This is a genomic window from Pseudobacteroides sp. (assembly GCF_036567765.1).
Taxonomy (GTDB): domain Bacteria; phylum Bacillota; class Clostridia; order Acetivibrionales; family DSM-2933; genus Pseudobacteroides.
Window position 1 is genome coordinate 158804 of sequence record NZ_DATCTU010000122.1, and the last position, 22641, is coordinate 181444.

The 22641-nt window shown below is 35.8% G+C and carries 22 protein-coding genes, 3 pseudogenes and 1 riboswitch; of the genes and pseudogenes, 8 read left to right on the forward strand and 17 right to left on the reverse strand.

From position 1 onward, the window contains the following. Positions 1-628: 628 nt before the first annotated feature. The gene (gene gdhA, locus VIO64_RS21135; protein ID WP_331921729.1) at positions 629-1966 is read right to left on the reverse strand and encodes an NADP-specific glutamate dehydrogenase; all 1338 of its coding nucleotides are present in this window, start codon (positions 1964-1966) and stop codon (positions 629-631) included. A 721-nt stretch (positions 1967-2687) separates the two neighbouring features. On the opposite strand from gdhA, the gene VIO64_RS21140 reads away from it, so the two are divergent. Beyond that, positions 2688-3533, forward strand: a complete 846-nt coding sequence (locus VIO64_RS21140) for a sulfide/dihydroorotate dehydrogenase-like FAD/NAD-binding protein (RefSeq protein WP_331921730.1) — start codon at positions 2688-2690, stop codon at positions 3531-3533. Then, positions 3526-4920 carry an NADPH-dependent glutamate synthase gene (gene gltA, locus VIO64_RS21145; protein WP_331921731.1) on the forward strand — a complete coding sequence of 465 codons (1395 nt, stop codon included), beginning with the start codon at positions 3526-3528 and terminating at the stop codon, positions 4918-4920. The genes VIO64_RS21140 and gltA overlap by 8 nt, the downstream gene beginning before the upstream one ends. Before the next feature lie 96 nt (positions 4921-5016). Here gltA and VIO64_RS21150 read toward each other — a convergent pair whose 3' ends face one another. From VIO64_RS21150 to VIO64_RS21160, 3 genes are all read right to left on the reverse strand, one after another. Beyond that, complete coding sequence (locus VIO64_RS21150) at positions 5017-5238, reverse strand: DUF1450 domain-containing protein (RefSeq protein ID WP_331921732.1); 222 nt, start codon at positions 5236-5238, stop codon at positions 5017-5019. Then, positions 5238-6464, reverse strand: a complete 1227-nt coding sequence (locus VIO64_RS21155; RefSeq protein WP_331921733.1) for an NAD(P)/FAD-dependent oxidoreductase — start codon at positions 6462-6464, stop codon at positions 5238-5240. The genes VIO64_RS21150 and VIO64_RS21155 overlap by 1 nt, the downstream gene beginning before the upstream one ends. A gap of 232 nt (positions 6465-6696) precedes the next feature. Further along, positions 6697-7392, reverse strand: coding sequence for an N-acetylmuramoyl-L-alanine amidase (locus VIO64_RS21160; RefSeq protein ID WP_331921734.1), 696 nt, complete (start codon positions 7390-7392; stop codon positions 6697-6699). A 184-nt stretch (positions 7393-7576) separates the two neighbouring features. Here VIO64_RS21160 and VIO64_RS21165 point away from each other — a divergent pair, with 184 nt between their 5' ends. Next, positions 7577-8497: a VanW family protein gene (locus VIO64_RS21165; protein WP_331921735.1), complete on the forward strand. Its 921-nt coding sequence runs from the start codon at positions 7577-7579 to the stop codon at positions 8495-8497. A 44-nt stretch (positions 8498-8541) separates the two neighbouring features. Here the strand turns inward: VIO64_RS21165 and VIO64_RS21170 are convergent, their stop codons facing one another. Together VIO64_RS21170 and VIO64_RS21175 are read right to left on the reverse strand one after the other, a co-directional pair. Continuing rightward, the gene (locus tag VIO64_RS21170) at positions 8542-9534 is read right to left on the reverse strand and encodes a phosphotransferase (RefSeq protein ID WP_331921736.1); all 993 of its coding nucleotides are present in this window, start codon (positions 9532-9534) and stop codon (positions 8542-8544) included. 263 nt (positions 9535-9797) lie between these two features. Beyond that, positions 9798-10526: an SDR family oxidoreductase gene (locus VIO64_RS21175; protein WP_331921737.1), complete on the reverse strand. Its 729-nt coding sequence runs from the start codon at positions 10524-10526 to the stop codon at positions 9798-9800. Positions 10527-10835: 309 nt separating this feature from the next. Between VIO64_RS21175 and VIO64_RS21180 the strand changes: the two genes are divergently transcribed. After that, entirely contained in the window at positions 10836-11318 is a 483-nt protein-coding gene (locus tag VIO64_RS21180; protein ID WP_331921738.1) for a GreA/GreB family elongation factor, read from the forward strand. 71 nt (positions 11319-11389) lie between these two features. Beyond that, positions 11390-11920 (forward strand): GreA/GreB family elongation factor, encoded by a 531-nt coding sequence (locus VIO64_RS21185; protein ID WP_331921739.1) that lies wholly within the window; start codon positions 11390-11392, stop codon positions 11918-11920. Between the two features lie 203 nt (positions 11921-12123). Here the strand turns inward: VIO64_RS21185 and VIO64_RS21190 are convergent. From VIO64_RS21190 to VIO64_RS21215, 6 genes and pseudogenes are all read right to left on the reverse strand, one after another. Then, positions 12124-12327: pseudogene (locus tag VIO64_RS21190) on the reverse strand (macrolide 2'-phosphotransferase); the annotation flags it as partial. Positions 12328-12473: 146 nt separating this feature from the next. Next, the gene (locus VIO64_RS21195) at positions 12474-13130 is read right to left on the reverse strand and encodes an L-2-amino-thiazoline-4-carboxylic acid hydrolase (protein WP_331921753.1); all 657 of its coding nucleotides are present in this window, start codon (positions 13128-13130) and stop codon (positions 12474-12476) included. A gap of 15 nt (positions 13131-13145) precedes the next feature. Next, a pseudogene (locus VIO64_RS21200) lies at positions 13146-13806 on the reverse strand (cation-translocating P-type ATPase); the annotation flags it as partial. A 41-nt stretch (positions 13807-13847) separates the two neighbouring features. After that, positions 13848-13952, reverse strand: a riboswitch (NiCo riboswitch). A gap of 250 nt (positions 13953-14202) precedes the next feature. Further along, a complete protein-coding gene (locus VIO64_RS21205) occupies positions 14203-15087 on the reverse strand; it encodes an AraC family transcriptional regulator (protein WP_331921740.1) in 885 nt (294 codons plus the stop codon). Positions 15088-15269: 182 nt separating this feature from the next. Beyond that, positions 15270-15503, reverse strand: a pseudogene (locus VIO64_RS21210) (IS110 family transposase); the annotation flags it as partial. Positions 15504-15903: 400 nt separating this feature from the next. Next, a complete protein-coding gene (locus VIO64_RS21215) occupies positions 15904-16077 on the reverse strand; it encodes a hypothetical protein (protein ID WP_331921741.1) in 174 nt (57 codons plus the stop codon). 172 nt (positions 16078-16249) lie between these two features. Here VIO64_RS21215 and VIO64_RS21220 point away from each other — a divergent pair, with 172 nt between their 5' ends. Further along, a complete protein-coding gene (locus tag VIO64_RS21220; RefSeq protein ID WP_331921742.1) occupies positions 16250-16498 on the forward strand; it encodes an XRE family transcriptional regulator in 249 nt (82 codons plus the stop codon). A 177-nt stretch (positions 16499-16675) separates the two neighbouring features. Here VIO64_RS21220 and VIO64_RS21225 read toward each other — a convergent pair whose 3' ends face one another. Continuing rightward, a complete protein-coding gene (locus tag VIO64_RS21225; RefSeq protein ID WP_331921743.1) occupies positions 16676-17083 on the reverse strand; it encodes an SMI1/KNR4 family protein in 408 nt (135 codons plus the stop codon). Positions 17084-17400: 317 nt separating this feature from the next. Here VIO64_RS21225 and VIO64_RS21230 point away from each other — a divergent pair, with 317 nt between their 5' ends. After that, on the forward strand, positions 17401-18252 hold the full coding sequence (locus VIO64_RS21230) for a hypothetical protein (RefSeq protein WP_331921744.1): 852 nt from the start codon (positions 17401-17403) through the stop codon (positions 18250-18252). Positions 18253-18268: 16 nt separating this feature from the next. Then, a complete protein-coding gene (locus VIO64_RS21235) occupies positions 18269-18898 on the forward strand; it encodes a hypothetical protein (RefSeq protein WP_331921745.1) in 630 nt (209 codons plus the stop codon). A 112-nt stretch (positions 18899-19010) separates the two neighbouring features. Here the strand turns inward: VIO64_RS21235 and VIO64_RS21240 are convergent, their stop codons facing one another. The 4 genes from VIO64_RS21240 to VIO64_RS21255 all read right to left on the reverse strand — a co-directional run. Beyond that, positions 19011-19775, reverse strand: coding sequence for a hypothetical protein (locus VIO64_RS21240; RefSeq protein WP_331921746.1), 765 nt, complete (start codon positions 19773-19775; stop codon positions 19011-19013). A gap of 783 nt (positions 19776-20558) precedes the next feature. Beyond that, the gene (locus VIO64_RS21245) at positions 20559-20990 is read right to left on the reverse strand and encodes a hypothetical protein (RefSeq protein ID WP_331921747.1); all 432 of its coding nucleotides are present in this window, start codon (positions 20988-20990) and stop codon (positions 20559-20561) included. A 265-nt stretch (positions 20991-21255) separates the two neighbouring features. Then, a complete protein-coding gene (locus VIO64_RS21250; RefSeq protein WP_331921748.1) occupies positions 21256-22125 on the reverse strand; it encodes an Imm26 family immunity protein in 870 nt (289 codons plus the stop codon). 296 nt (positions 22126-22421) lie between these two features. Further along, on the reverse strand, positions 22422-22641 hold a 220-nt coding region (locus tag VIO64_RS21255), incomplete at its 5' end, for a WG repeat-containing protein (protein ID WP_331921749.1).

Consider the following 22641-nt stretch of genomic DNA (forward strand, 5'->3'; position numbering starts at 1 on the left):
TGCAATATGGTTAACCCATATCACGATTGCAGTTTTTTTCTGTCTACTTGCAGGGAGACAAATAAAAATTTAATAACACAAAAAGCATGCATCTAAATAATAATTATCGGCAAGCATTTTGCAATTTATATATTAATAAAATTCACTTTTTATTAAACAAAAATAAATTATTCCTCAAGTTCCGGAGTATAATTATTGCATTCCATTTTCAATTTTGTTTGTTGGTAAGGCAATCCTGAAACAGTACAGAAGAAATCATTGATATTTTCAGAATTAAGGAAACAAAGATTTTTGCAGAAATAACAATTCTTTTCACAATACATTATAGTTCCCTCCGTTGGGCTTAGTATATCCGACCTCATTGCCGGAAATATGAAATTAAAAGCTTTCATATATATTATACTAAAATTATACCAAAAGTGACCCTATATTAAAAGTGTTAATAATCTATTAGGCTATTTTTTTGTTAGACTATTACAGGTTGTGATTTTAAGGATATCTTGGTCAGGTGATGTTTTTGCAGAAGGACCAAAGATTGAAGGTATCGGAGGAAATAGAAACAATAAAGAATAACCTTCCGCTAAATTTCAACAGAAGGTTATTTTTGAGTTTCTGGAATGTCTGAATCTTAGTATGCTACACCATGTGCATACATTGCACCTGCAACTTTTAAGAATCCGGCAATATTAGCACCCATAACAAGGTTGTCTTCATCTCCGTATTCTTTCGCTGCCGTACTTGCAGCTTTGTATATGTTAATCATAATATTCTTTAATTTAGCATCAACTTCTTCGAATGTCCATGAATATCTCATGCTGTTCTGTGACATTTCAAGAGCTGAAGTAGCAACTCCACCCGCATTTGCAGCTTTTGCCGGGCCAAAGATAACTTTGTTTTTGAGGAATACTTCAATTGCTTCTGGAGTTGAAGGCATATTTGCACCTTCTCCAACAGCATAGCATCCGTTAGCAACAAGAGCCTTAGCAGAAGCTTCATCTATTTCATTTTGTGTAGCACTTGGAAGAGCTATGTCACATTTAATTGTCCAGATTCCTGCACAACCTTCTGTGTATGTTGCATTTGGATGGTATTTAACGTATTCGCTTATTCTCTTTCTTTCAACTTCTTTAATTCTTTGAACTGTATCTAATTTGATACCTTCAGCATCATATATATAACCGTTTGAATCACTTAAAGCAACAACCTTACCACCTAATTCATGTACCTTTTTAGTTGCATATATAGCAACGTTACCTGAACCTGATACAACAACTGTTGTTCCTTTGAATGATTTTCCCTTAGCTTTTAAAGCTTCATCCATAAAGTAGCAGAGTCCGTATCCTGTAGCTTCAGTTCTTGCCAAGCTGCCGCCCCAAGTTAATCCTTTACCGGTTAATACTCCTGTAAAGTCGTTTCTAAGGCGTTTATACTGTCCGTACATGAAACCGATTTCTCTTGCTCCAGTACCAATGTCTCCTGCAGGAACGTCAGTGTTTTCACCGATATGCCTTTGCAATTCTGTCATAAAGCTCTGGCAGAAACGCATAACTTCACCATCGGATTTACCTTTAGGATCGAAGTCACTTCCACCCTTACCGCCGCCTATTGGCAAACCTGTCAATGAGTTTTTGAATATTTGTTCAAATCCGAGGAATTTAAGGATACTTGCATTTACTGAGGGATGAAGTCTCAAACCGCCCTTGTAAGGACCGATTGCACTGTTGAATTGAATTCTGAATCCTCTGTTTACGTGTACCTTGCCGTTGTCATCAACCCATGGCACTCTGAAGAAAATTTGTCTTTCAGGTTCAACAATTCTGTCAAATATTCCAGCTGCAACCCATTCCGGTTTCTTTTCTGCTACTGGCTCTAATGACTCTAATACTTCCTTAACCGCCTGATGGAATTCAGGCTCATTTGGATTTCTTTTGATAACATTTTCCATTACACTTGCGAGTATTTTCATGATAAAAACCCCCTACCGTTTTATTTTAATTTATTTATTATTTCAAATGCTATAACTTCAAAATTACATAGATGTAATCCGACTTTATTATAACCACGATAAAAGCACAATATTCTCCAATGAGAACACCAAAAAACAATAAGTTACGGCCATAAAAAATCCTTATAGCATCCTATTTTAATACCATTCAAAATTATGCGTGTTATGTAATGCACATCATCGCACATCAATTTAGGCATACGCCATTGTATACCCCCAAAAATAAACGATTGGGGATAATTTAGAGATATGTTAAATCAACATTTATGATTATACCAAATGCATTTTTACAATGCAAGTGCAAAATAAAAAAATTTCATTTATTTCTTTTCTCAATTAGCAATTATTTTTGTGAAACAATTCACATTCCTCTTGATGTCAGCATAACAGGGCGTAGATATGATCAAATTCCTTCTCATGATCATAAGCAAAGTATTGAATTATTTTAAACCAGGACTTTCATTTTTTATAGTCATAGCACTCATTTTATATAATTGTCACTTTCAATTCATATAATTTTAATGTATAATGGTTGTGGATTAAGGGTAGTTTTACTTATACCCTGTTAAGGCTGCATTTCATTTGACATATATAAAAAAGACATCTCTAAGCTAATACATTAACGGTGTATGATTTTAAGTTTATACTGTCCATTGGTAATTGAGGGGGGGAATATAGTAAAATGTATAAAATTGTGAAGAAACAAACTCTAAGCCCTGCTGTTAAGCTAATGAAGATACAGGAACCCTATGTAGCACGCAAAGCCCAACCTGGTCAATTCATAATTCTAAGAGTAGATGAATTCGGTGAACGTATACCTCTCACCATCGCAGATTATGACCGTGATGAGGGTACCGTTACCATTATATTTCAGGAGGTTGGAAAGACAACCAAGGCCTTAGGCTTGCTGGAAGAAGGCCAGGAACTCCTTGACTTTGTTGGGCCCTTAGGGGTTGCATCTCATTTTGACGGCATAAAAAAGGCTGCTGTTATAGGCGGGGGACTTGGTACAGCCATAGCTTATCCTCAGGCAAAGCAGCTTCATAAAATGGGAGCAGAAGTTCACTCGGTAATTGGATTTAGAAACAAGGATCTTATTATACTTGAATCTGAAATGTCAGAAGCAAGCAGCAAGCTTGTTGTTACAACCGACGATGGTTCTAACGGAACCAAAGGCTTTGTAACAGATGAGCTTAAGAAATTGATAGATCAAGGCAACATATATGATCTGGTGATTGCAATAGGCCCATTGATCATGATGAAAGCAGTAAGCAACCTCACAAAGCAATATGGTATAAAGACAATAGTAAGCATGAACCCTGTAATGATTGACGGTACCGGAATGTGCGGGGGCTGCCGTGTTACAGTAGGCGGTAAAATCAAGTTTGCCTGCGTGGACGGACCTGATTTCGACGGACATGAAGTTGACTTTGATGAGGCTATGAGAAGACAAATGATGTATAAATCTGATGAAAGGCAATCTCTTGATGACCATGCATGCAGACTTGGAGGTGAGTCTAATGCCTAATATGTCACCTAAAAAAGTCAACATGCCTGAGCAGGAACCGGATATAAGAAACAAGAATTTTCTTGAAGTGGCTTTAGGCTATACGCCCGAAATGGCACAAGAGGAAGCACAAAGGTGCCTGCAATGTAAAAACAAGCCTTGTGTAGCGGGCTGCCCGGTTAACGTACAAATACCGGAGTTCATTGAGCTTGTTGCAAACGGCCAATTTGAGAAAGCATACGAAAAAATAACTGAAACAAATAGCCTTCCGGCCATATGCGGACGAGTTTGTCCTCAGGAGACCCAATGCGAGAAACTCTGCATAAGGGGTATAAAAAACGAGCCTGTAGGTATAGGGCGTTTGGAAAGATTTGTTGCAGATTGGTTTATACAGAACAGCAAGCCCAATTCTAAAGATATTCAAAAAAATGGAATAAAGGTAGCGGTTATAGGCTCAGGCCCTGCAGGACTTACCTGTGCAGGGGATCTTGCAAACATGGGTTATGATGTAACAATATTCGAAGCATTTCACACTCCGGGTGGAGTGCTTATGTATGGCATACCGGAGTTCAGGCTGCCTAAGGCTTTAGTACAAAAGGAAATAGATAACCTAAAGCATCTTGGGGTTAAAATCAGGACCAATATGGTTATAGGTAAGGTTCTCTCTCTTGAAGAGCTTGAACAGGAAGGCTATAAAGCCATTTTTATCGGTACAGGTGCAGGATTGCCCAACTTCATGGGAATACCCGGTGAAAATCTGAACGGCGTATACTCATCCAATGAGTTCCTCACCAGAATCAACCTTATGAAGGCATACCTTTTTCCTCAATATGGTACACCGGTAAAGGTTGGAAAGAATGTAGCTGTTGTAGGCGGCGGTAACGTAGCTATGGATGCTGCAAGGAGTGCAAAAAGACTTGGTGCTGAAAACGTATACATTATCTACAGGCGTTCAGAGAAAGAACTGCCTGCAAGACTGGAAGAAATACATCACGCAAAGGAAGAAGGGATCATTTTCAAACTTCTTACCAACCCCACAAAAATCATCGGTACCGATGACGGATGGGTTAAAGGCATGGAATGCGTGGAGATGGAGCTGGGTGAGCCTGACAGTTCCGGCAGAAGGCGTCCAGTAGTAAAAAAAGGTTCAGAGCATGTTGTTGATGTAAATACAGTCATTATTGCAATCGGGCAAAGTCCAAACCCTCTGATCAAGTCAACCACAAAAGGTCTTGACACACATGACTGGGGTGGCATTATCGTCGAGGAAGCTACAGGAGCAACCAGCAAAGAAGGTGTCTATGCCGGCGGGGATACAGTTACAGGTGCGGCAACAGTAATACTTGCAATGGGTGCCGGAAAGACAGCAGCAAATGCAATTGATGAGTATCTAAAAAAAACACTATGATTTCTCACGACATATAAAAAATGCGGATAATGTTTAACAGCGGCGTTATCCGCATTTTTTAAGTCTGTGAAATTTTTGTATTTTATACTCCACTTTCTAGCCGATTATTTCACAGATGGCTTCATATAGCTCATCCGCCGAATCTGCCTGAACCAGCTCATCATTAACCAGTGCATAAGGGCCCTCGGCACAATCTCCGCAGTAGCCTAAGCAGGACTCAACAATTACCTTTGCATTTTCATTATTCTCCTGCAATTTGGTTATAACTTCCTCCACCCCGTGTACAAAATTGTTTTCACAGAATTTAACTTCTACCATTATACTTTACACTCCTTTACTTTTTTTATTGATTCCATCAAATCATCTATTGATATTCTTTCAATATCTATATTTTCCAACGATACTTCCTTTTCAATCGCTGTCTTTAGTGCAGGCGACTTTTTTGTATCTCCTATGACAATTGCACCAATAATCCTATCATTTTTGATAAATAATCTCTTGTAAAGGTTACTTTCTGCATCCTCCTCAGTAATGGTATAAACATCTTCGCCTTCATTAACATTCCCCATTGAGAAAAGCGATATATTAAATGCATTGAGGGTGGTTACAGGAACAATCTGCCGGTATTCTGTCTTCCTTCCTGCCATATTGTATCCCGCCGCTTTTCCCTGTTCTATAGCAATATTCCAAAGCCCTGTTACCTTCCCTTCAAGCTCTGCTGCATCTCCTGCGGCATAAATATTTTCGATATTGGTCCTCATTTCCCGGTCTACTATTACGCCTCTTTTCATATCAACAGGAGAGCTTCTCAGGAATTCAATATTAGGTCTGATCCCTGCCGAATAAATCACCATATCGCATTTTATTGTACCTTTGTTTTTTGCCGTACACTCAAATTGTTTATCACAGATGATACTCTCCACTTGAGTATCCAATAATACATCAATATTATAATTTTTCAGAATTTTCAAAAGAATTCGGGAGGCCTTCTGATCCAACTGATTTGGCATGAGCCTGTTAGATATCTCAGCAATAATTACCTTTTTGCCGTGCTGATGCAAAATCCATGCCGTTTCCAGCCCTTGAATCCCCCCTCCGATATTTAAAACAGAGCTTTTGCCCTCAATGCTTTGGTGAATATTCCACGCATCCTCCAACTGTCTAATTGTAAAGATGCCCGGATTATCTATTCCGGCAATAGGCGGCTTGAAGTTTCTTGCTCCGCTGGCTATAAGTAGCTTGTCATAACCCATTTTGCTTCCATCATTCAGAAGAATCTGATTATTGCTTGCATCAATTCCAGCCACGCCGACATTTAGATGTAGATACACACCATTAGCCTCATACCAATCCTTTTTCTGCAAAAGTAAAGCATCTTCCTCAAGTTTATCCAAAAGACTTTTTGAAAGTTTTATTCGATTATACGGGTAATACCTTTCATCCCCAAACATATGAATTTCCACATCGGAATTAATCTCTCTAATGGCTTTTGCTGCATTGATTGCAGTTATTCCATTGCCCGCAATAATAAATTTTTCTTTCATTTTATCACCCCATCACCCGTTTTGTATTATTTCATATATACAGCTTGTTGGATTCACAAGGATATTATTGCCCACCAAAACGTAATCTATGAAATAAATAGCACTTTTAATCTACTATACAGCAAGGTGATAAAAAAAACTGTGACCGATGTCATAATTTATAGCATATGATAATCATATAATCCTATGAGTGGGCAACAGCAAAGATACACTGGATTTCCAGGAGTTACTCTTAACCCTGGCTCTTCATATATTCTGCAATTCCCGAAGCAATAGATTTGGCTAGCTTTTGCCTATATGAATTTGTAGAAAGCAAACCTCGCTCTCTCGGATTGGTGATAAATCCTGTCTCAACCAGGACACCCGGTATAGTTGTATTTTTTAAAATATAATAATCCTCAGCCCGGGAATTATGAGCCATCCTCTTATTCCCCTCTATGACAAGGTTGTTTAAAGACCTTTGTATACTTTTTGCTAAAGCCTTAGATTTCAAACACTGCTCACTAAAATAGAATGCTGTGGAGCCATTAATTTCAGGGTTAAAATAACTATTTACATGGATGCTGACAAAAATATCTGCATTGCTATCGTTTATTCTATTTACCCGTGCATTGAGATCTCTTCTTTCAAGAGTGTCTCCAATTTTGCAATAATTGTACAATGATTCATCACTTTTTCTAGTCAGGTCCACATTAAAACCCTTATTCTGTAGAATGCTTTTAACTTTCTCCGATATATCAAGAGTAATATCCTTTTCATGCAAGTCTTTCCTTATACATCCACTATCAACCCCTCCATGACCTGGGTCAATAACAATCTTTTTGCTTTGAACAGCATGAGCTTCTGCTGAGGTAGATGCCCAAAAGAGCAAAGTAAATAAATTGATTATAATTATAAAAAAGTACTTTCTATTACTAATTTCAGACACTCCGATACACCTTTCTTTATTCTATACTAAAAATGATTAATATTTTATATTTTCTTATAGCATCTATAATATCTGTATTTTAGATTGAAAAATCCCTGGTACTTTCATCAATATTAGCAAATATAGCAAGACATACTTTTTGATGTACCACTAATAATAATAAAGGAGGTGATAATTTCAGATTATGAAAACTTACATGGATTTCAGCTCGAAAAGGTACTTGAGTGTAGTGTACATTTTATTATCAATAATGATAATGACCTCTTGCAGTTCAAGGGGTAGTTTAAAGACTCCTGGAAATCAGGCTCAACAAAGCCCTCCGGTAAAAGTCATAGAATTTCCCACAATAGAGCGGACTGTTAAAAATAATGTTTATTTGAATAATGAAAATGTGGGAAGCCTAAAAGAGTCTGAATTGATCTCAAAGATCATGAATTATGCTGCAACTGTTGACACTAAAGCTGCGGATGCCACTCTTGACAGTTCTACCTGGCAAATAAACCGAGGCAAGGTAGGTAAAAAGGTTAATGTAGACAAAACTATAGAAGCACTCTTTAATGCACAGGAAGGTGATAAGATTGACCTTGTAGTTGATGAGATTATGCCTTTAGTTACATCACAAAATTTAATGAAAAATATTGTAACAATAGGCAGTTATACAACTTCCATACTGGATAAAGATGCGTCGAGGGTAAATAATATAAAATTGGCATCCAGGAAAATAAACGGCTTTAAACTCTCACCTGGCGAGGAATTTTCCTTCAACACAATAGTAGGCAGGAGAACAGAAGAAAAGGGCTATGAAGATGCAACTATTATTGTAAGAAGGCAGGGTGTACCCAAGAAAGGTATAGGTGTTGGAGGCGGTATATGCCAGGTTTCCAGTACATTATTCAATGCCGCAGAAGCATGCAATCTTAATATAATTGAACGGCATAAGCATTCAAAGACTGTAGGCTATGTCCCTAAAGGAAAGGACGCCACTGTCAATTATGGTTCATATGATTTCAGGTTCAGCAATAGCCGCAGTTACCCTATCATGGTTAGAACATACTTAAGCAGTGAGACATTGACAGTAAAAATTATCGAAAACCGTAATTCATAATGAATTCCGGTTTTCTTGATGTCTAGTTAGGAAATTACGGTATTTTACATCAGTCTATGTGAACTCGAAACAATATGTAATGCATCTTCAAATCTGTGTGCCTTAGTATTGTGCAAAAATTGCTCCATATGAACCAATGAATATTTAATCTTTGCCTCATCACTGGCCAAACTTATTTCACCATCCCATATTTGGTTATGAAAGTCTCTGAACTTGGGTTTTATAATATCTACATCAACAGGTTTACCTTTTGCACCAAACAGCATAAAAATTGCAATATAGTGCATGTGTAATATTTGCCGTGCAAGGAAAAACCGAGCATGTCTGTAATCATCCACTGTCTCTCCGAAATAGCTTCTAAGATACTCCGCTTCTTCTTCATCACTATTTACCACAAAATTTGCAACAATAGCAATATCCGCATAACGATCGTTTAAAAAGGCTGCTTCCCAATCCACCAGCCAAACTTTCTCTCCATCAAATAGAATATTTTCCGGCTTGAGATCGTTATGGCATGAAACCAAATCTTGATCATTTCTGGGATAAACAGCAAAAATACGATTGTACTGCTTAAATAGCTCTTCTGTTATAATTTCCGGAAGCATTTTAGAATCCTGAAAATTTCTAAGAAAACCGTCAATGTTACTCTGATAATTCATAAGCTTATGGAAGGGCGGCAGTGAATGCATACGTCGAATCAGCTCAGGCAGCTTAGTTTTTGCCTCACTTATAGGAAACTGTCGATCTTCCACAAAGTCTGTGATTGAAATCCTATCTTCTATGCTCATGTACCATATAGGAGGAGCAATACCCGCTTCAGCGGCTGCCTTCATGTTGGCAAACTGGTTGGTTGGATCACCCATCTCATCAGTACGGGTAATGATACGAAGCAAATATGGTTTTCCCTTTACAACAATACGAAAAACCAGAGCGGAAGAAAGCCCGGAAGTCATTATACTTATATCTTCAAATTCACTTACTTCGAATGCTGCTCGCAAAGCATTTTTAACGGCATCTAGCTTTTTTTCTGGAATCATATTATCTCCTTTTCTATGCAATATTTTTAGTATAGTATCTTACTGTGTCTTTCTTATAAACCAATTTTTACGGCAACTTTTTTAGGCATAAATACAGCATACAAAAAAACAGCGGCAACTATCAACGAGGTCTTTAAAACCACGTAGTGTTTTATTATTGTGTCCAGTACTCTATATAATATATTCAGCTTTTGGCTCAGCTGATGCAAAGCCATCTTTCATCTTTGTATCATTCATATAATTTTTTTCCCTATCTTTTGTATTCATTTTGATACCTTAAAACCACCATCGACAAATATTGTTTCGCCATTTATGTAATCTGACATATCCGATAATAAAAACAATGCCACATTTGCAATATCTTCTGGTTTCGCTATTCTTCTGACCGGAATTATACTTTCAGAGAATTCTCTTATCTCCGGATCATTAAAAGATTTTGCTGTCATTCCTGTGTAAGTAAATCCAGGAGCTACAGAATTTACCTGAATGTTATGTGATGACAAATCCAAAGCCATAGCTGATGTCAACGCAACCACACCCCCTTTTGATGCAGCATAGTCTGCCATGTTGGATCTGAAGATTTTTGATCTTATGCAGCTAATATTTACGATTTTTCCCCTTTTGTATTTCATCATTTTTTGAGCTGTATACTTGGATAGTATAAAGACCCCTGTTAGGTTTGTTGCAATTACTTTATTCCATTCAGTTATACTTAATTCAAAAAACGGTTTTGAACTTGCATAAATGCCAGCACAATTTGCCAGTCCATCCACTCTACCAAGTTTATCATCAATTTCATTTAATACATCTATTACTTGTTCCTCATCTGTTACATCTAGCAAATAATGCATGTACCTTTTATGGGTTATTGAAGCCTGCTTTATGTCCAAACCCACAACCATTGCATCATTGTCAAGCAATGCTTCTGCACAAGCTTTTCCAATACCCGAATTTGTACCTGAAATAATGAAAACCCTAGCCTTAAAATTCATTTTGTTCCTCCTATACATATCATTTGCAATTATTGTATCATGTAACAGTTATTATATAAAACTATCGACACCATTTCATTCAAGTATATCAGCCCTAAAACAAAAATTTGTACTTTGTTATTTAATTCAAAGCTATCCATTAAATATTTAGTTAGCAATTAAATGGAAAATCAAAACACTATTGACATCCATTTACAATAATGTTATCATATATAATATAGGCGTTTCGCAAACTATTTTGCGAGATGCCTTGTTCTATTTTTTAGGTATTTTCCATTTAATAACACAAAGAAAAAGAGGGAGATGGAAATGTGTAAAAATTTATTATCAAAGAAAATGTATGATTTTTTAACTTGGCACACAAATGAAATTGCAAAAGAACAGGAGTTTATTTTTAGGGAACGCTATTCCGAAGAAACGCACGAAAGTATGAATTTCGAAGCATTTTTTAAAGAATATCTGACTAATATCAATAATTATCTAAGTTCAGTAAGTATTGGAATAACCAGTTCGCACGACTGTCCATTTGTGATTATTGGGAGTATTGTTGATGTACATGATTCTGATGATATGGAGGACTACCAGTATCGCATTGTTCTACCATATAAAAAACAACAGGATACAAGTATTGTATGTGCATCTTGTCTTTCACCATTAGGCAAGTCCTTGCTGTTTAAAAGTGCCAATGAGAATGTAAATATACAAATCCCTGCTGGCGAATTACATTATATGATAAAGAAAATTTCTATACCTGAGGTTTCAGCAACTGCAGTAAATTGCCAGGTATTCTAATTTCTATTTTATATACAACCAGAGGAATATATAGATTTGTTAGGCATCCCGTGTATAGCAGGGTGCCTACAGTGTTTTTAAAAAACGAATTCCAATTAATGTATTTAGAAAGGAAATACAGTCCCATGACCTCGAATTTTGAACTGACTACATATGTTTATAGGGCTATTCTAAATCATCTAGTTGACTTTGAAGAGCGAAAGAATGATTTAGTAAATGAAATTTATTCTGAACCATCAGCTTTACGCGATGATTTTAGCTGTCTTTTGGACATATATCTCAAAAAGCTTGAAGACTTGATTAAATCATCCCAAATCGCTGAAATACAAACCCGTGAAAAGATAAAGGACCTTAATCACTTACCGTATGTAATTATTGGAAGCACTGTAGAGCTTGAGAATGCCAGTGATTTAGGTACATACTTATTTAGAATCGTTTCACCTTTTGATAGTTCCAGCTCAAATAAGGATCTCTCATATATATCAGAATTGGGAAGATCATTGCTACTTAAGAAACGTGGGGATGTTATAAAATCTGATATTAACAATAGCGTTTGTTCATACCAAATCAAATCAATTCGATATGATGGTATTTATGCCTAATAGTTAACTTTAAAAAACCTATACATCTCACTCACCAAGCCTTTCCCGCTCTATTATCGCCACCGACTCTATATGTTTGGATTGTTGGTGGCGAACTTTTTTACAGGGTTCCAGATTTCACTTCTATACTTCGGATTCCCAGTATTCTGACAAACTTACGCCTGATAAAAAAGAAATATACGCTTAAAGTGATATTCTGAACAGTATGCAATCAGCTCATCTGTGTAAATGATCCAGCTTGGTGCTTGAAAAGATTGAGTATACTGATTAACCAAATCTAATACTCGTTTTTCTATCTTTGTTCTGGGCATAACATCTTCCCGTCTAGGTAATCTAAAAACCCAATCAATCCCACTTTCGTCTTGTGCAAATACAACTTGAAAATCAAGTCCGGATTCATTAAACTGATTTCATATCTGTCCCTTCGTAAAACACAAATACACTTTATTCCTGTTTTTGCCCAGGATAAATTCAGGAAAACTTTCTTTCAGCACTTGTGCAATATCCGGAATATTAGTTTTTGAAAAAAACATTTTTTATTGTCTATTCATCTCTACTTTCTATCAATAAAGCCCTTTTCAGGTGACCATTCACACTTGCCAACTAAATCATAATGGCAGTTACAGCAATCATTACCATCACCAAGTGTTTTTGTGCGAACAAATCCGTTACCCATAAGATTGGACAAAAGGTAATCCATGCGGCAGATGCCTGGAAGCAACCCATCAGCTTTAAATTGATGTGCCAGCTTTTTCAACCCACACTCAGCAATATCCAACTCAAAGCTATTCTGATCGATTTCATGATAAGTGATAGCCCAGTCGTATAGATGTAGATAGCCTTTCTCTTGCCGTATCATATGAGCGGCAGCCTTCTTGCGAAGGCCACTCAGATATAATCTGCCGATTACCTTCAAAAATGGACGTGGTATGGTCGTCACCATCTTTTCGTTCATTGTCCAGATGTTCTGAATTGTTTCATCCTGCGTTACTCCGAGTTCTAAAAAGGTTTTATACCAAGCAATATAGCTTGGACCAAACTCGTAGTTGGAGGAAAAAATACTATAGCCTATATCCGGCACCTGTGGCAAAATTTCAGCAAAGGTCTTATCTGAATTTGCCTTGAATTGCTTCCAAAAATCTTTACCGTATTTCTGGATTAAATAACATTTACTACGGTGCAGTGTTAAATGATAAATAAGTTTAATCATAATTATTCTCCTGTGAAGTCCCATCGTTTCTATTAGGGGATGAGTATAATCGTTCAGTGCCCAGACATTCTGAGCCGTCATCTGATTCATGGTAATTGTCCCTGCCTTATCAACGCACAGTACCGGATACTGCACCTAATAAAATAGGTAACCACTCCGACAAGTGCAAACAGTACAGCAGCTATTCCTGCACAAACCCTTAACAGACTGCCTGTTTGTTTCTGGAGAGGCATCTTCATTTGGTGCTGAGGCTACATTAGTGCTGATTTTACCGTATTCGGTCGTTGTACCCATTTTATCAACCAATGCAATTGCTGTTCCTTGTGTTACCAACGTTCCCGCATAGCAATAATGTTTACGCCGATAATCAGTCGTTGGATAATACCATCCGCCGGGATTTTCACACCCTCATAAATCATCATCAAATCACTAGGTACAAGGTCAGAACTTGCAATAACAGTTTCTTTTCCATCTCGGATAACCTTGACATGTGGAGCAGATAAATCTTTTAACGCATTTAAAGTTTTATCTGTTTTTCATTCTAGAATAACACCAGTGCTAATAATACCTATAACAAAAATCAGCATGATAGCACCATCCTTGGCTCTTCAAGGATAAAATAAATAACTGCAGCAGCAATCAACAGTAAAAACGTAGGCTCACAAATCAAGTTCATATTGTTCCTTTGGATATAAAAAACACACCTATGGAACATACTACTGTCCCACAGATGTGTATATTATCACAATCTGCTGCCACACATGGTGACCCAGCCCCATGACCTTAAAATATAAGGTTCATCGCCTGCTCAGTTTGTACTATTGATCTAGCATTTCACATCAGAAATGTAATGCAGTGCAAAGAATATTATTATATTAACGCAATAACCTCTAATAGTCAATAATTAATCTTGAGTTTTTGGACTTTTATCCAGATTTCTTGATCAAAGAACCAAACTGACTACATAATGTTATTTACCATCCCCATCCTCCACACGACCCTCTTTTCTTTAGCTGATAAACAACAAGTACAAAAAAGCACTCGTCTATGGATTGCCCTCGACCATAATTACCTACTCACTCAGTGTTTTTTTCCTTACTGGAATCCATATTTCACTTCTATACTTCGGGTTCTCTGTGTCCTTACTCTCATTCCACAAGATTTCAGGACCTTCAACTGACTCATATCCTGAAGTTGGGAACCACTCTGAGTATATCCTTCCCCACACATTTTGAAGCGTTTCCGGGTATGGTCCAATTGCTTCAAATACCGCCCAGATACTAGCATCAATTTCTAGTTCATCAAATTCAGCTGTTTCATCACTTGAAGTTGCTACCCCAATGTAATGATCTAATTCTCCCTTCTCCTCCATCCTTCCTTCAGAAAAATTGATGGAAGCACTAATAATGCCTGTTGGTTCTACATTTGAAAGTGCTTTTAATTGTTTAATTACTTCAGGGGTTAGAAGTGCATACATTTTGGCGATCTCTGGATTAACACCATTAAAAATAATTGGAACTCTCTTCTTAAAGCCAACTAACTTAAAAGGCTCTTTCTCAACAATACGATAATTCATTTCACACGCTCCTTTAATTGATAGTTGAAAGGTCATTCTAGGATAAGCTTTTAATTGTATATTCTCACTCCTTGCCTCAGAAGGGAGAATACCATGCATAGAATGAAAAGCACGGGAAAACGAATCAGCTGAACTGTAACCGTATTTGACAGCTAAATCAATTATTCTCAGATCGCTATCTTTCAAATCAAGTGCAGCCAGCGTTAGTCTTCTTCTACGGATATATTCCGATAAACTTATACCTGATAAAAAAGAAAACATCCGTTTAAAATGATACTCTGAACAGTAAGCAATTTTAGAAACTTTACTATAATTGATATTCTCAGTTAAGTGTTCTTCAATGTATGCCAATGCATTATTCATAATACTTAAAGAGTCCATCAAACAACCTCCTTTCACCATCAATATTATCAAAGGATGCATTTATCCATCCGACAATCTGTGCACAGCATAGTCGGCTCACTTATTGGGGAAACTCTAATATAAAAAATATTAAATCATCTATAGGCTTATTTCCAGATATCGGCTTAGTGTAGTTTTCCCTTTCTTTCACACCTACACTTTCTTCTGCTGCTTTTCATTGATATTCTTAACTCTCGGTAAACCCCTTCTGACATATAGGGCTCAATATATCTCCCATCCTTAACCAACATTGCTATTGTTTTTGGGTCTTTACGGTTATTTTTAGTTGGGCTGTTATCGTCAAACTCCTTACTCCTCTTTACATGCATCGGATTTACAAGCACAACTTTAGTGCCTTTCTCTTGCAGTGAATAACCGAAGTTAAACCAATAATTTCATTAGCCATATCACCTATAATTTATACTATACCACTTCACAAAAGCCTGGTGTTATAGTGAAGTGTTTTACAGCTAAAAAATTTTATTAGCTCATCATACTCCACCATCTCGTTTATTTGCACAAAACTTAGGTAGGTAATTAGCATTTAAATAAATTTTTTGATAAAAACAGGCCATTTTCACATATTCTAATCAAATTTATCTAAATAGGTTACTTTTTTATCAAAATTGACTTTTTTCACACTGGAGATTTTCCCCGAATTGCTTAATCTTCAGATGCTTCCTTCTCCTTGAACATGGAAGGTTTGCCGCCAGAAGTCTCTGCACAGCTTTTACATATTACTGTATCCTTATTAGCACATTTTTCACAGTCAGAAATCATACCCAATACCACCTTTCAATCCTTTTTACTGCAAGTCATTTTTATGTAACGTAAAATCATAGCATCCAATGCCCGGCTCTTTTTAAGAATTTTATCTTGGGATGATGTAAGAATCATTTCATCTAATTCACTTCTCAGTTTTTCCATCTTCCTCCTTATCATCATCTCTTGGCTTTCTGAACTTTCCATCCAATCATACCTCTTTATAAAAATATTTAAACTTGCTTATTAAGCAAATATTATCATAGAACTTGCTCTATAATCAAGTTGTGTTTTATGTGGAAGGTGCCTAGCGTGACAGAAAATACCATTATTTTACTTTCATACTGTTTTGTACCTCAAGAAAGGAATGCTATATAGAATGAAAAAGACAAGAAATCTGATTGGAGATAGAGTAAAGCAGGCAAGGAACAATTGCAAACCGAAGATAACGCAGATTGATCTCCTTGCCCGCTTGGAAATTCGGGGGATTGTATTAAACGAAACCGCTATATCAAAAATCGAAGCAAAAACTCGCCCTGTAACCGATATTGAACTGGTAGCAATAGCTGAGTCTCTTGAGGTAGCAGTTAATTGGCTGCTGGGTTTAAAGGATGCATCACAAACTTAAAACACATCTGCATTTACAATATCATATACAAAACTTAAACATCATTAATCAAAATCAGGGTATATCAATTAATTCTTCAAATGAATTACATACTGGATATAAATTATCCCCTAACCACTCTTCGACTGACTTTTCTTCAAGTTCAAAGTCTGATAGGTCATCTTCTAATCTTGATTGTTAATGATCAATGAATACAATTGATGGTTCTGAGCTTTTTCTATAATCAAATAATAGTAAGTTACCTGCTCCATCTTGGGCAAATGCAAAAATTTTCGATGGGTCTGGAACAGAATCTTTGAATACTTCATTCATTGCAACAATAAGTGGTTCTCCCCTACTATATTGGCCTTCATGAAATGTAATTAGCTGAAAACAAGCTGATCTACTGGCCCATTTTGGAATGTCTACTATTCCGCTTACCCACTGGTTATTATTATTTTTCATTCTCGGAATACTACCATTATGTTTGGTAACAATTTTGGTATAAAGCTCTGGAAATGTTATATTCCACTTTTCTTCAACATTTTGAATGATTTCTTCTGCTATAACATCCTCTGCACTCCATTTAATATCTTTAGCAGGCATAACCATTCCTCCTCATTATAATATTTATTCTCCTCTTGCTAGACTTCTCAAAAAAGTTTATGCTCTGCTTCATAGCAATCGGCTTTATACGCCACCAAAAGGAAAGTAATTTCCAATTGGCGATTCCACTTCTTACCATATTTTACATGAAACTTTGGTAGGCTTATTAGGGAGTTGCTCTTTTGCGTCTTTTTTACTAAAGTGGGTTACGCTCACAACCCAATAAAAAAACAAGTCCAGTAAACAATTGAAAAATGCGTTGCCAATGCTTATAATGAATTTGCTGAAAATCATAAATAAGGATATGGAGGCAACGCATGGATACATTATTACATAGATTTGGTTCAATAATCAAGGGTAGCATCGAAGGTTTTGACAGATTGATATTTAAAGGAACACTTAAACCTATAGCATATGCACTTGGAATGCAAGCTTTTCTAAAAAGCCAAGGAGTATTGAATAAAGAATACAAGGACTGGGTTACAAAACAGTCAACTTCAATAATTAAGTCAGCCGAAGCATATTCACAAAAGCATTGTGACAGGGGAATAATTTATATCCCATCAATAAACACTCGCAAGGAAGAACTTGCACACAATCTCCAGAAGGAATCCGGCGTGAAAGATGGCTTGATAGGTGTTTGGTCATGTGTCGAGAGTTGTACAACATACCGCTCAACATTTGATGCAACAGCAGGATTTCCAAGTTTACGCCCGGAAAAATCAAGGTGTAAGCATCTTTACTTTTATTATGACCATACAGATTACGGATTCATGAGCATAAGGCTTCAGACTTGGGCACCATATGGCATACAGATAGCTCTCAACGGAAGGGAATGGCTGCGTCGTTCACTGGATAAGGAAAAATGCAAATACATAGTTGATGGGAACAAATTTTTACACATAGATGATTATCAACTGGCTCAAAAACTCTTGGACAGACAGTTGGATGTAAATTGGGAAGATATGCTATCCGGGTTTTCAAAAGAGGCTTTTTCCCAAATGCCAGAAATACTTGGGGACGGCATGAGATATTATTGGACATTGTGGCAAAGTGAGATGGCAAGGGATTACATATTTAACGACCCACAGTCATTAAATCCTATTATGGAAAGCCTCTTGCGGTCAACCGCACCCACTGTCAAATCCAGAGCTTTTGACAAAAGTTAACACTTGGCACGATGGCTTGAGAGTCCGTCATTATGTTGACAATAATAGTGTGAAATTCTACAACCAACAAAATGTTCTACGTATTGAAACGACCATGAACAATCCAAAGAAATATCTTGTTCAGAGATATACAGAAAGTGATGACAAAACAAGCGGTAAAAAGCTACTCCCGATGCGTAAAGGTATAGCTGATATAAACTTAAGAGCGAAGGTTTCAGCAGAACGGAATAAGAGTTTTGCGGAACAGCTTGCAACCGTATCGGACAAAACACCTGTAGGAAAAGTATTTGAAGAGATTACAAACTCATTTTCCCGGAATGGGAAAAAGTCCAGAGGGCTGGATGTTACCGGAAAAGACAGGGAGCTTTTGAGAGCTATATCCGATCCGGCTTTTAATGCAGGTGCTATAACGAACAAGGCATTGCAAGAAAAACTGATGGGTACGGATTGGGCAAATGGATTGGCTGGTAAAAAGCTTTCTTCAAAAATCAGCCGTCAGATTGCATTGCTTCGTTCTCACGGAATTATTAGAAAGCTCCCAAAGCAGCATAAGTATTCCTTGACCGATAAAGGAAGAAAAATATCCTCTGCTTTGAATGCTGTATTATCCGCATCAACAGAGGATTTGGTGAATTTGGCTGCTTAAATTCTTGTTTTTTATTTATGTTTTTGAGGCATAAGGTACTAATATGTAAATTCCATCATCAAAAAGTGAAAGCAACACTACAAGTTCAATAATCCAGAGAAATCTCATCTAATTATTCATCATCACTAGTTATTTTTTTATAGATTGAGCTTAATAAGCTTACGCTTTTAGTTGCAAATCCTACAATTCCATTTATTTTATTAACAATTTTAAAAATATTTTCTACATTAGTTTTATCTTTATCAGCATAAACTTTTTCTCGGTTTAGTATAAGTGTTCCTAAAGTAGTTGATATACTATTTATAATACCTTGAGAACCATATAACTTGTATTTTAACAATGATTCTCTTATATTGTTGAGATGATAGATAAGTATTCTCTCTAACTCATTATGTAATTTGCTGTTAAGAACACTTTCTATAAGTTCATTGATTTCTTTAATTAATTCTTGTATTTTTTCATCTTCAATAACAACTTCTTTACTATGTTCAGATAAGTAATCCGCACAATATTCAAGAGAAAGCATAAGAGTTTTATCAAAATAATCTTTAAATTTATCTAAACCATTATTCAAAACATTGGAAGAAGCATTAAAATATATTTTAGAAAGTCCCTCAATTGCACTATTTAAAGTATCTAAATATTTCTGGATATTTTTGGGATTTAGCTGCTGTATTTCATTAATCCCTAAAGTACACATTTTAAATAATTCTGAATAGTTATAAAGAACTGAGGCTTTGTTATTCTGCTCCAAATAGAAAACTTTGCAAAATGCCTCTTCGGAGTTAATATCTTCAGTATTCTTAAGTGCAGATATTAAATTATAAAGTCTCCCAATTACATTATCATTTGATACTGCTATATTTTCTTTATGCATATATGACACTCCAATCTATATAAAATAATTTGTAGTTTAATACATTATATATGAAAAAATTCCATATTTCAACAAGATAACCCAAACGTAAATTTGAAATAAATCCGATAAATCTTTTTTGTTATCTAACTAAACTGGAAATTCTGCGGAGCTACACGAAATAGACTTTAAGGCCGGAGAAAGGTATACAATAAAATTTTTATCGTATACTTTCTCCGGCTTGGCTCTGTAAGAGTACTGCAAAGCGGCTTTGAAGCTACTCTTAAAACTCAATAACTAAACTGGAAAAAATGACTATAATTCTTGCATTTTTATTATGCTACTCTATTGTTTTGATTCAATTTATATAGGTCAGGAAATTATTGCATAAAAATCCGGTATAACAGTTGTGTCACAGCATTTCGGCAATAATTCTACATGTAGAACTTTTTTAAAATTGGAAATTAATTAAGGAATTTTTACTTTAATCCGCTTTTGTCCATATAGTTGCTAATTGCACCACTTAATAGCTCAAGTTGGCTTTTTTTATAAATGTTTAATAATAGAACCAATTCTATTTATTGGAATCCCAGATGGAGTTTTTGAAGTCAACAGCCAAATTTGGATATTCAGGATAAAGAAATTTTAGATAAACTTCTCCTTGGTCATCAACTCTGCCAGACGAATGCAAAATATAAAGTTCGTATAAAAATCCCACTTTTCACTACTGATTAAGTGGGATTTTTTCATATGTCATAGATTTTGGTAAGTAGGCAATGTGTGTTAAGTTTGACGCTTACGCTATCAGTAAAATTCATCTTTATTTTCTTCTAATATATTCAAACATGTGTTGTAAAAATTGTTTTTATCTTTGTCTGGAATAATCGCATTTATAATGACCATCATAAGTACAAATATAGAAAGCAGGGAAAAAGTAAAGATAAGATTTTCACTAACGCCATTTGAAGTGCTTTTTGAAAAATCAATCAGCCTTGATGCTAATATTCCGCCAACAAAAAACATTGAATTGCTCAGTAGTTTTTCCATAAAGCTATTACTGAATATAATGTCTTTCAATTTTGTTTTTTCTTTTATGAAATCCTCTTTAGTGCTAATTCTTTCTTTAAATTTGCCGAAAACAGCAAAATAAAAGTCATCCCACTGTTCGAAAATTAATTTCTCTCCAAAAAATCTTTTGAATTGCTTGGAATAGGCTTTAAATCTTACTTTAAACATAATGATTCCCCCTTTATAGTGCTTTGTGATTCTAATTAGACCAAAATTTATTAAGATATAAATTGAGTTATGCAATGCTAAAGGTGGGGTTAATACTACTTTCCTAGTGTAGCGTTTTCAAAGCATGGGAATTTTATATTTTGTCCCATAACTTATTCTTAAATTCCATATAGACTCCAAAGTCTTTACTTGGGCAGAATACTCCAGGGTGTTTTCCACTTTCTGGTCCATTGTAAACGAGTATTTTGCCACATTTAAGAATGAGTTATTTATTTTTAAATAGGTATTCAGCACGTATCTTTATAGATACATACCCCCAATAACTAAGCGTCTCATATTCATCGTCTTTTGCATATACAATTGGTTCTATAATCTTAAAACCTTTCATCAGTTCTCCACCATAAGTACAAGAGGTAAAATAATTAGATTCAATACCGTCTAAAATAAGAGGCCTGCAACCAGTAATCATGCCGTTCAACCCAGTTTCTTTAATAGTTTTAATATGAACACATCCTTGTTCTAGGGTTTTGCACCCTGCTAAATCTTCTTCTGAAGGTGGATTTTCACCTATCCAATCCATTAAACCTGCTAAAAAGCTACGGTTATGGTCAGGGTTCAGTTCAATAACCCTTCCACACGCAAATTTACCATTTTCTAATGGTATAGCCCAAAATTGGCCCGGTACAAGGAATTTATTTGTTTTTGGCTCAAATGGATAGCTAATTTTAGATGGGTCAACCAGCTTATGGTTTACTCTAGGCCTATTTGGATTAGAAACCTTTTTCGGTAAACATTGTGGAGAATTTAGTTGTTCTTTTAATTTATCAAGGACATTCTTCCTTTTCACTAATAACTTTGGTTCTTCTTCCCAACGCTTTAGGTCAATGCCTGTATCTATAATTTCTATAGCCTTTTCTTTAATTTTATCTTCCAATCTCCCAAGCTTCCATTGGGTTGAGGCCAATGATAACCATATTACAGGTTCTTCATCACTGTCTTTCAAATTATTTTTAAATATTTTTAATATGCTCTTTGTTGCGTTTTTCTCTTTACCTTCTCCAATTAGATTAGTATATGCTTCCCTAACATCACATGCCAAATCATCTGAAAAAATCGCAGTTCCCCAAGTTCCCATTTTATATGTACCCCTATATAATTAAATAACTTTTGCAATTATTTTAACATTTGTTTTTAATTTTTCATAGAGAATTGTGATATGATGCCAACCTTCAGAGTTTAAATGTATTAATCGTAATTATGAAGTATGTGGATTCTGTACCAGTTCCACTGTACCTATAACCAATATACCTATTTTAATACAATACGAATGCAGTTCCTTGTCCCCTGATATTCCTTAATGGCTTTCCAAGAAGAAAGAGGCTGAGAAAATCCCAGCCCGCTTTACTCTGATCCTTATCAAATATCTTCAAATCACCACAAATCAAAACCTTTTGGCTTATATACAAACTCGCCTTCTTTATTTATATAGCCCCATTCCCCTCCATAATTAACTCGTGCAAGTCCATTTTTAAATTCACTCGCTGGTTCAAAAACCGGCTTAACTATTACTTTTCCACTAGTATCAATATATCCTTGTTTATCCTTAACTTGTATAACTGCTAATCCTTCACTAAAATCACCTACATACTGA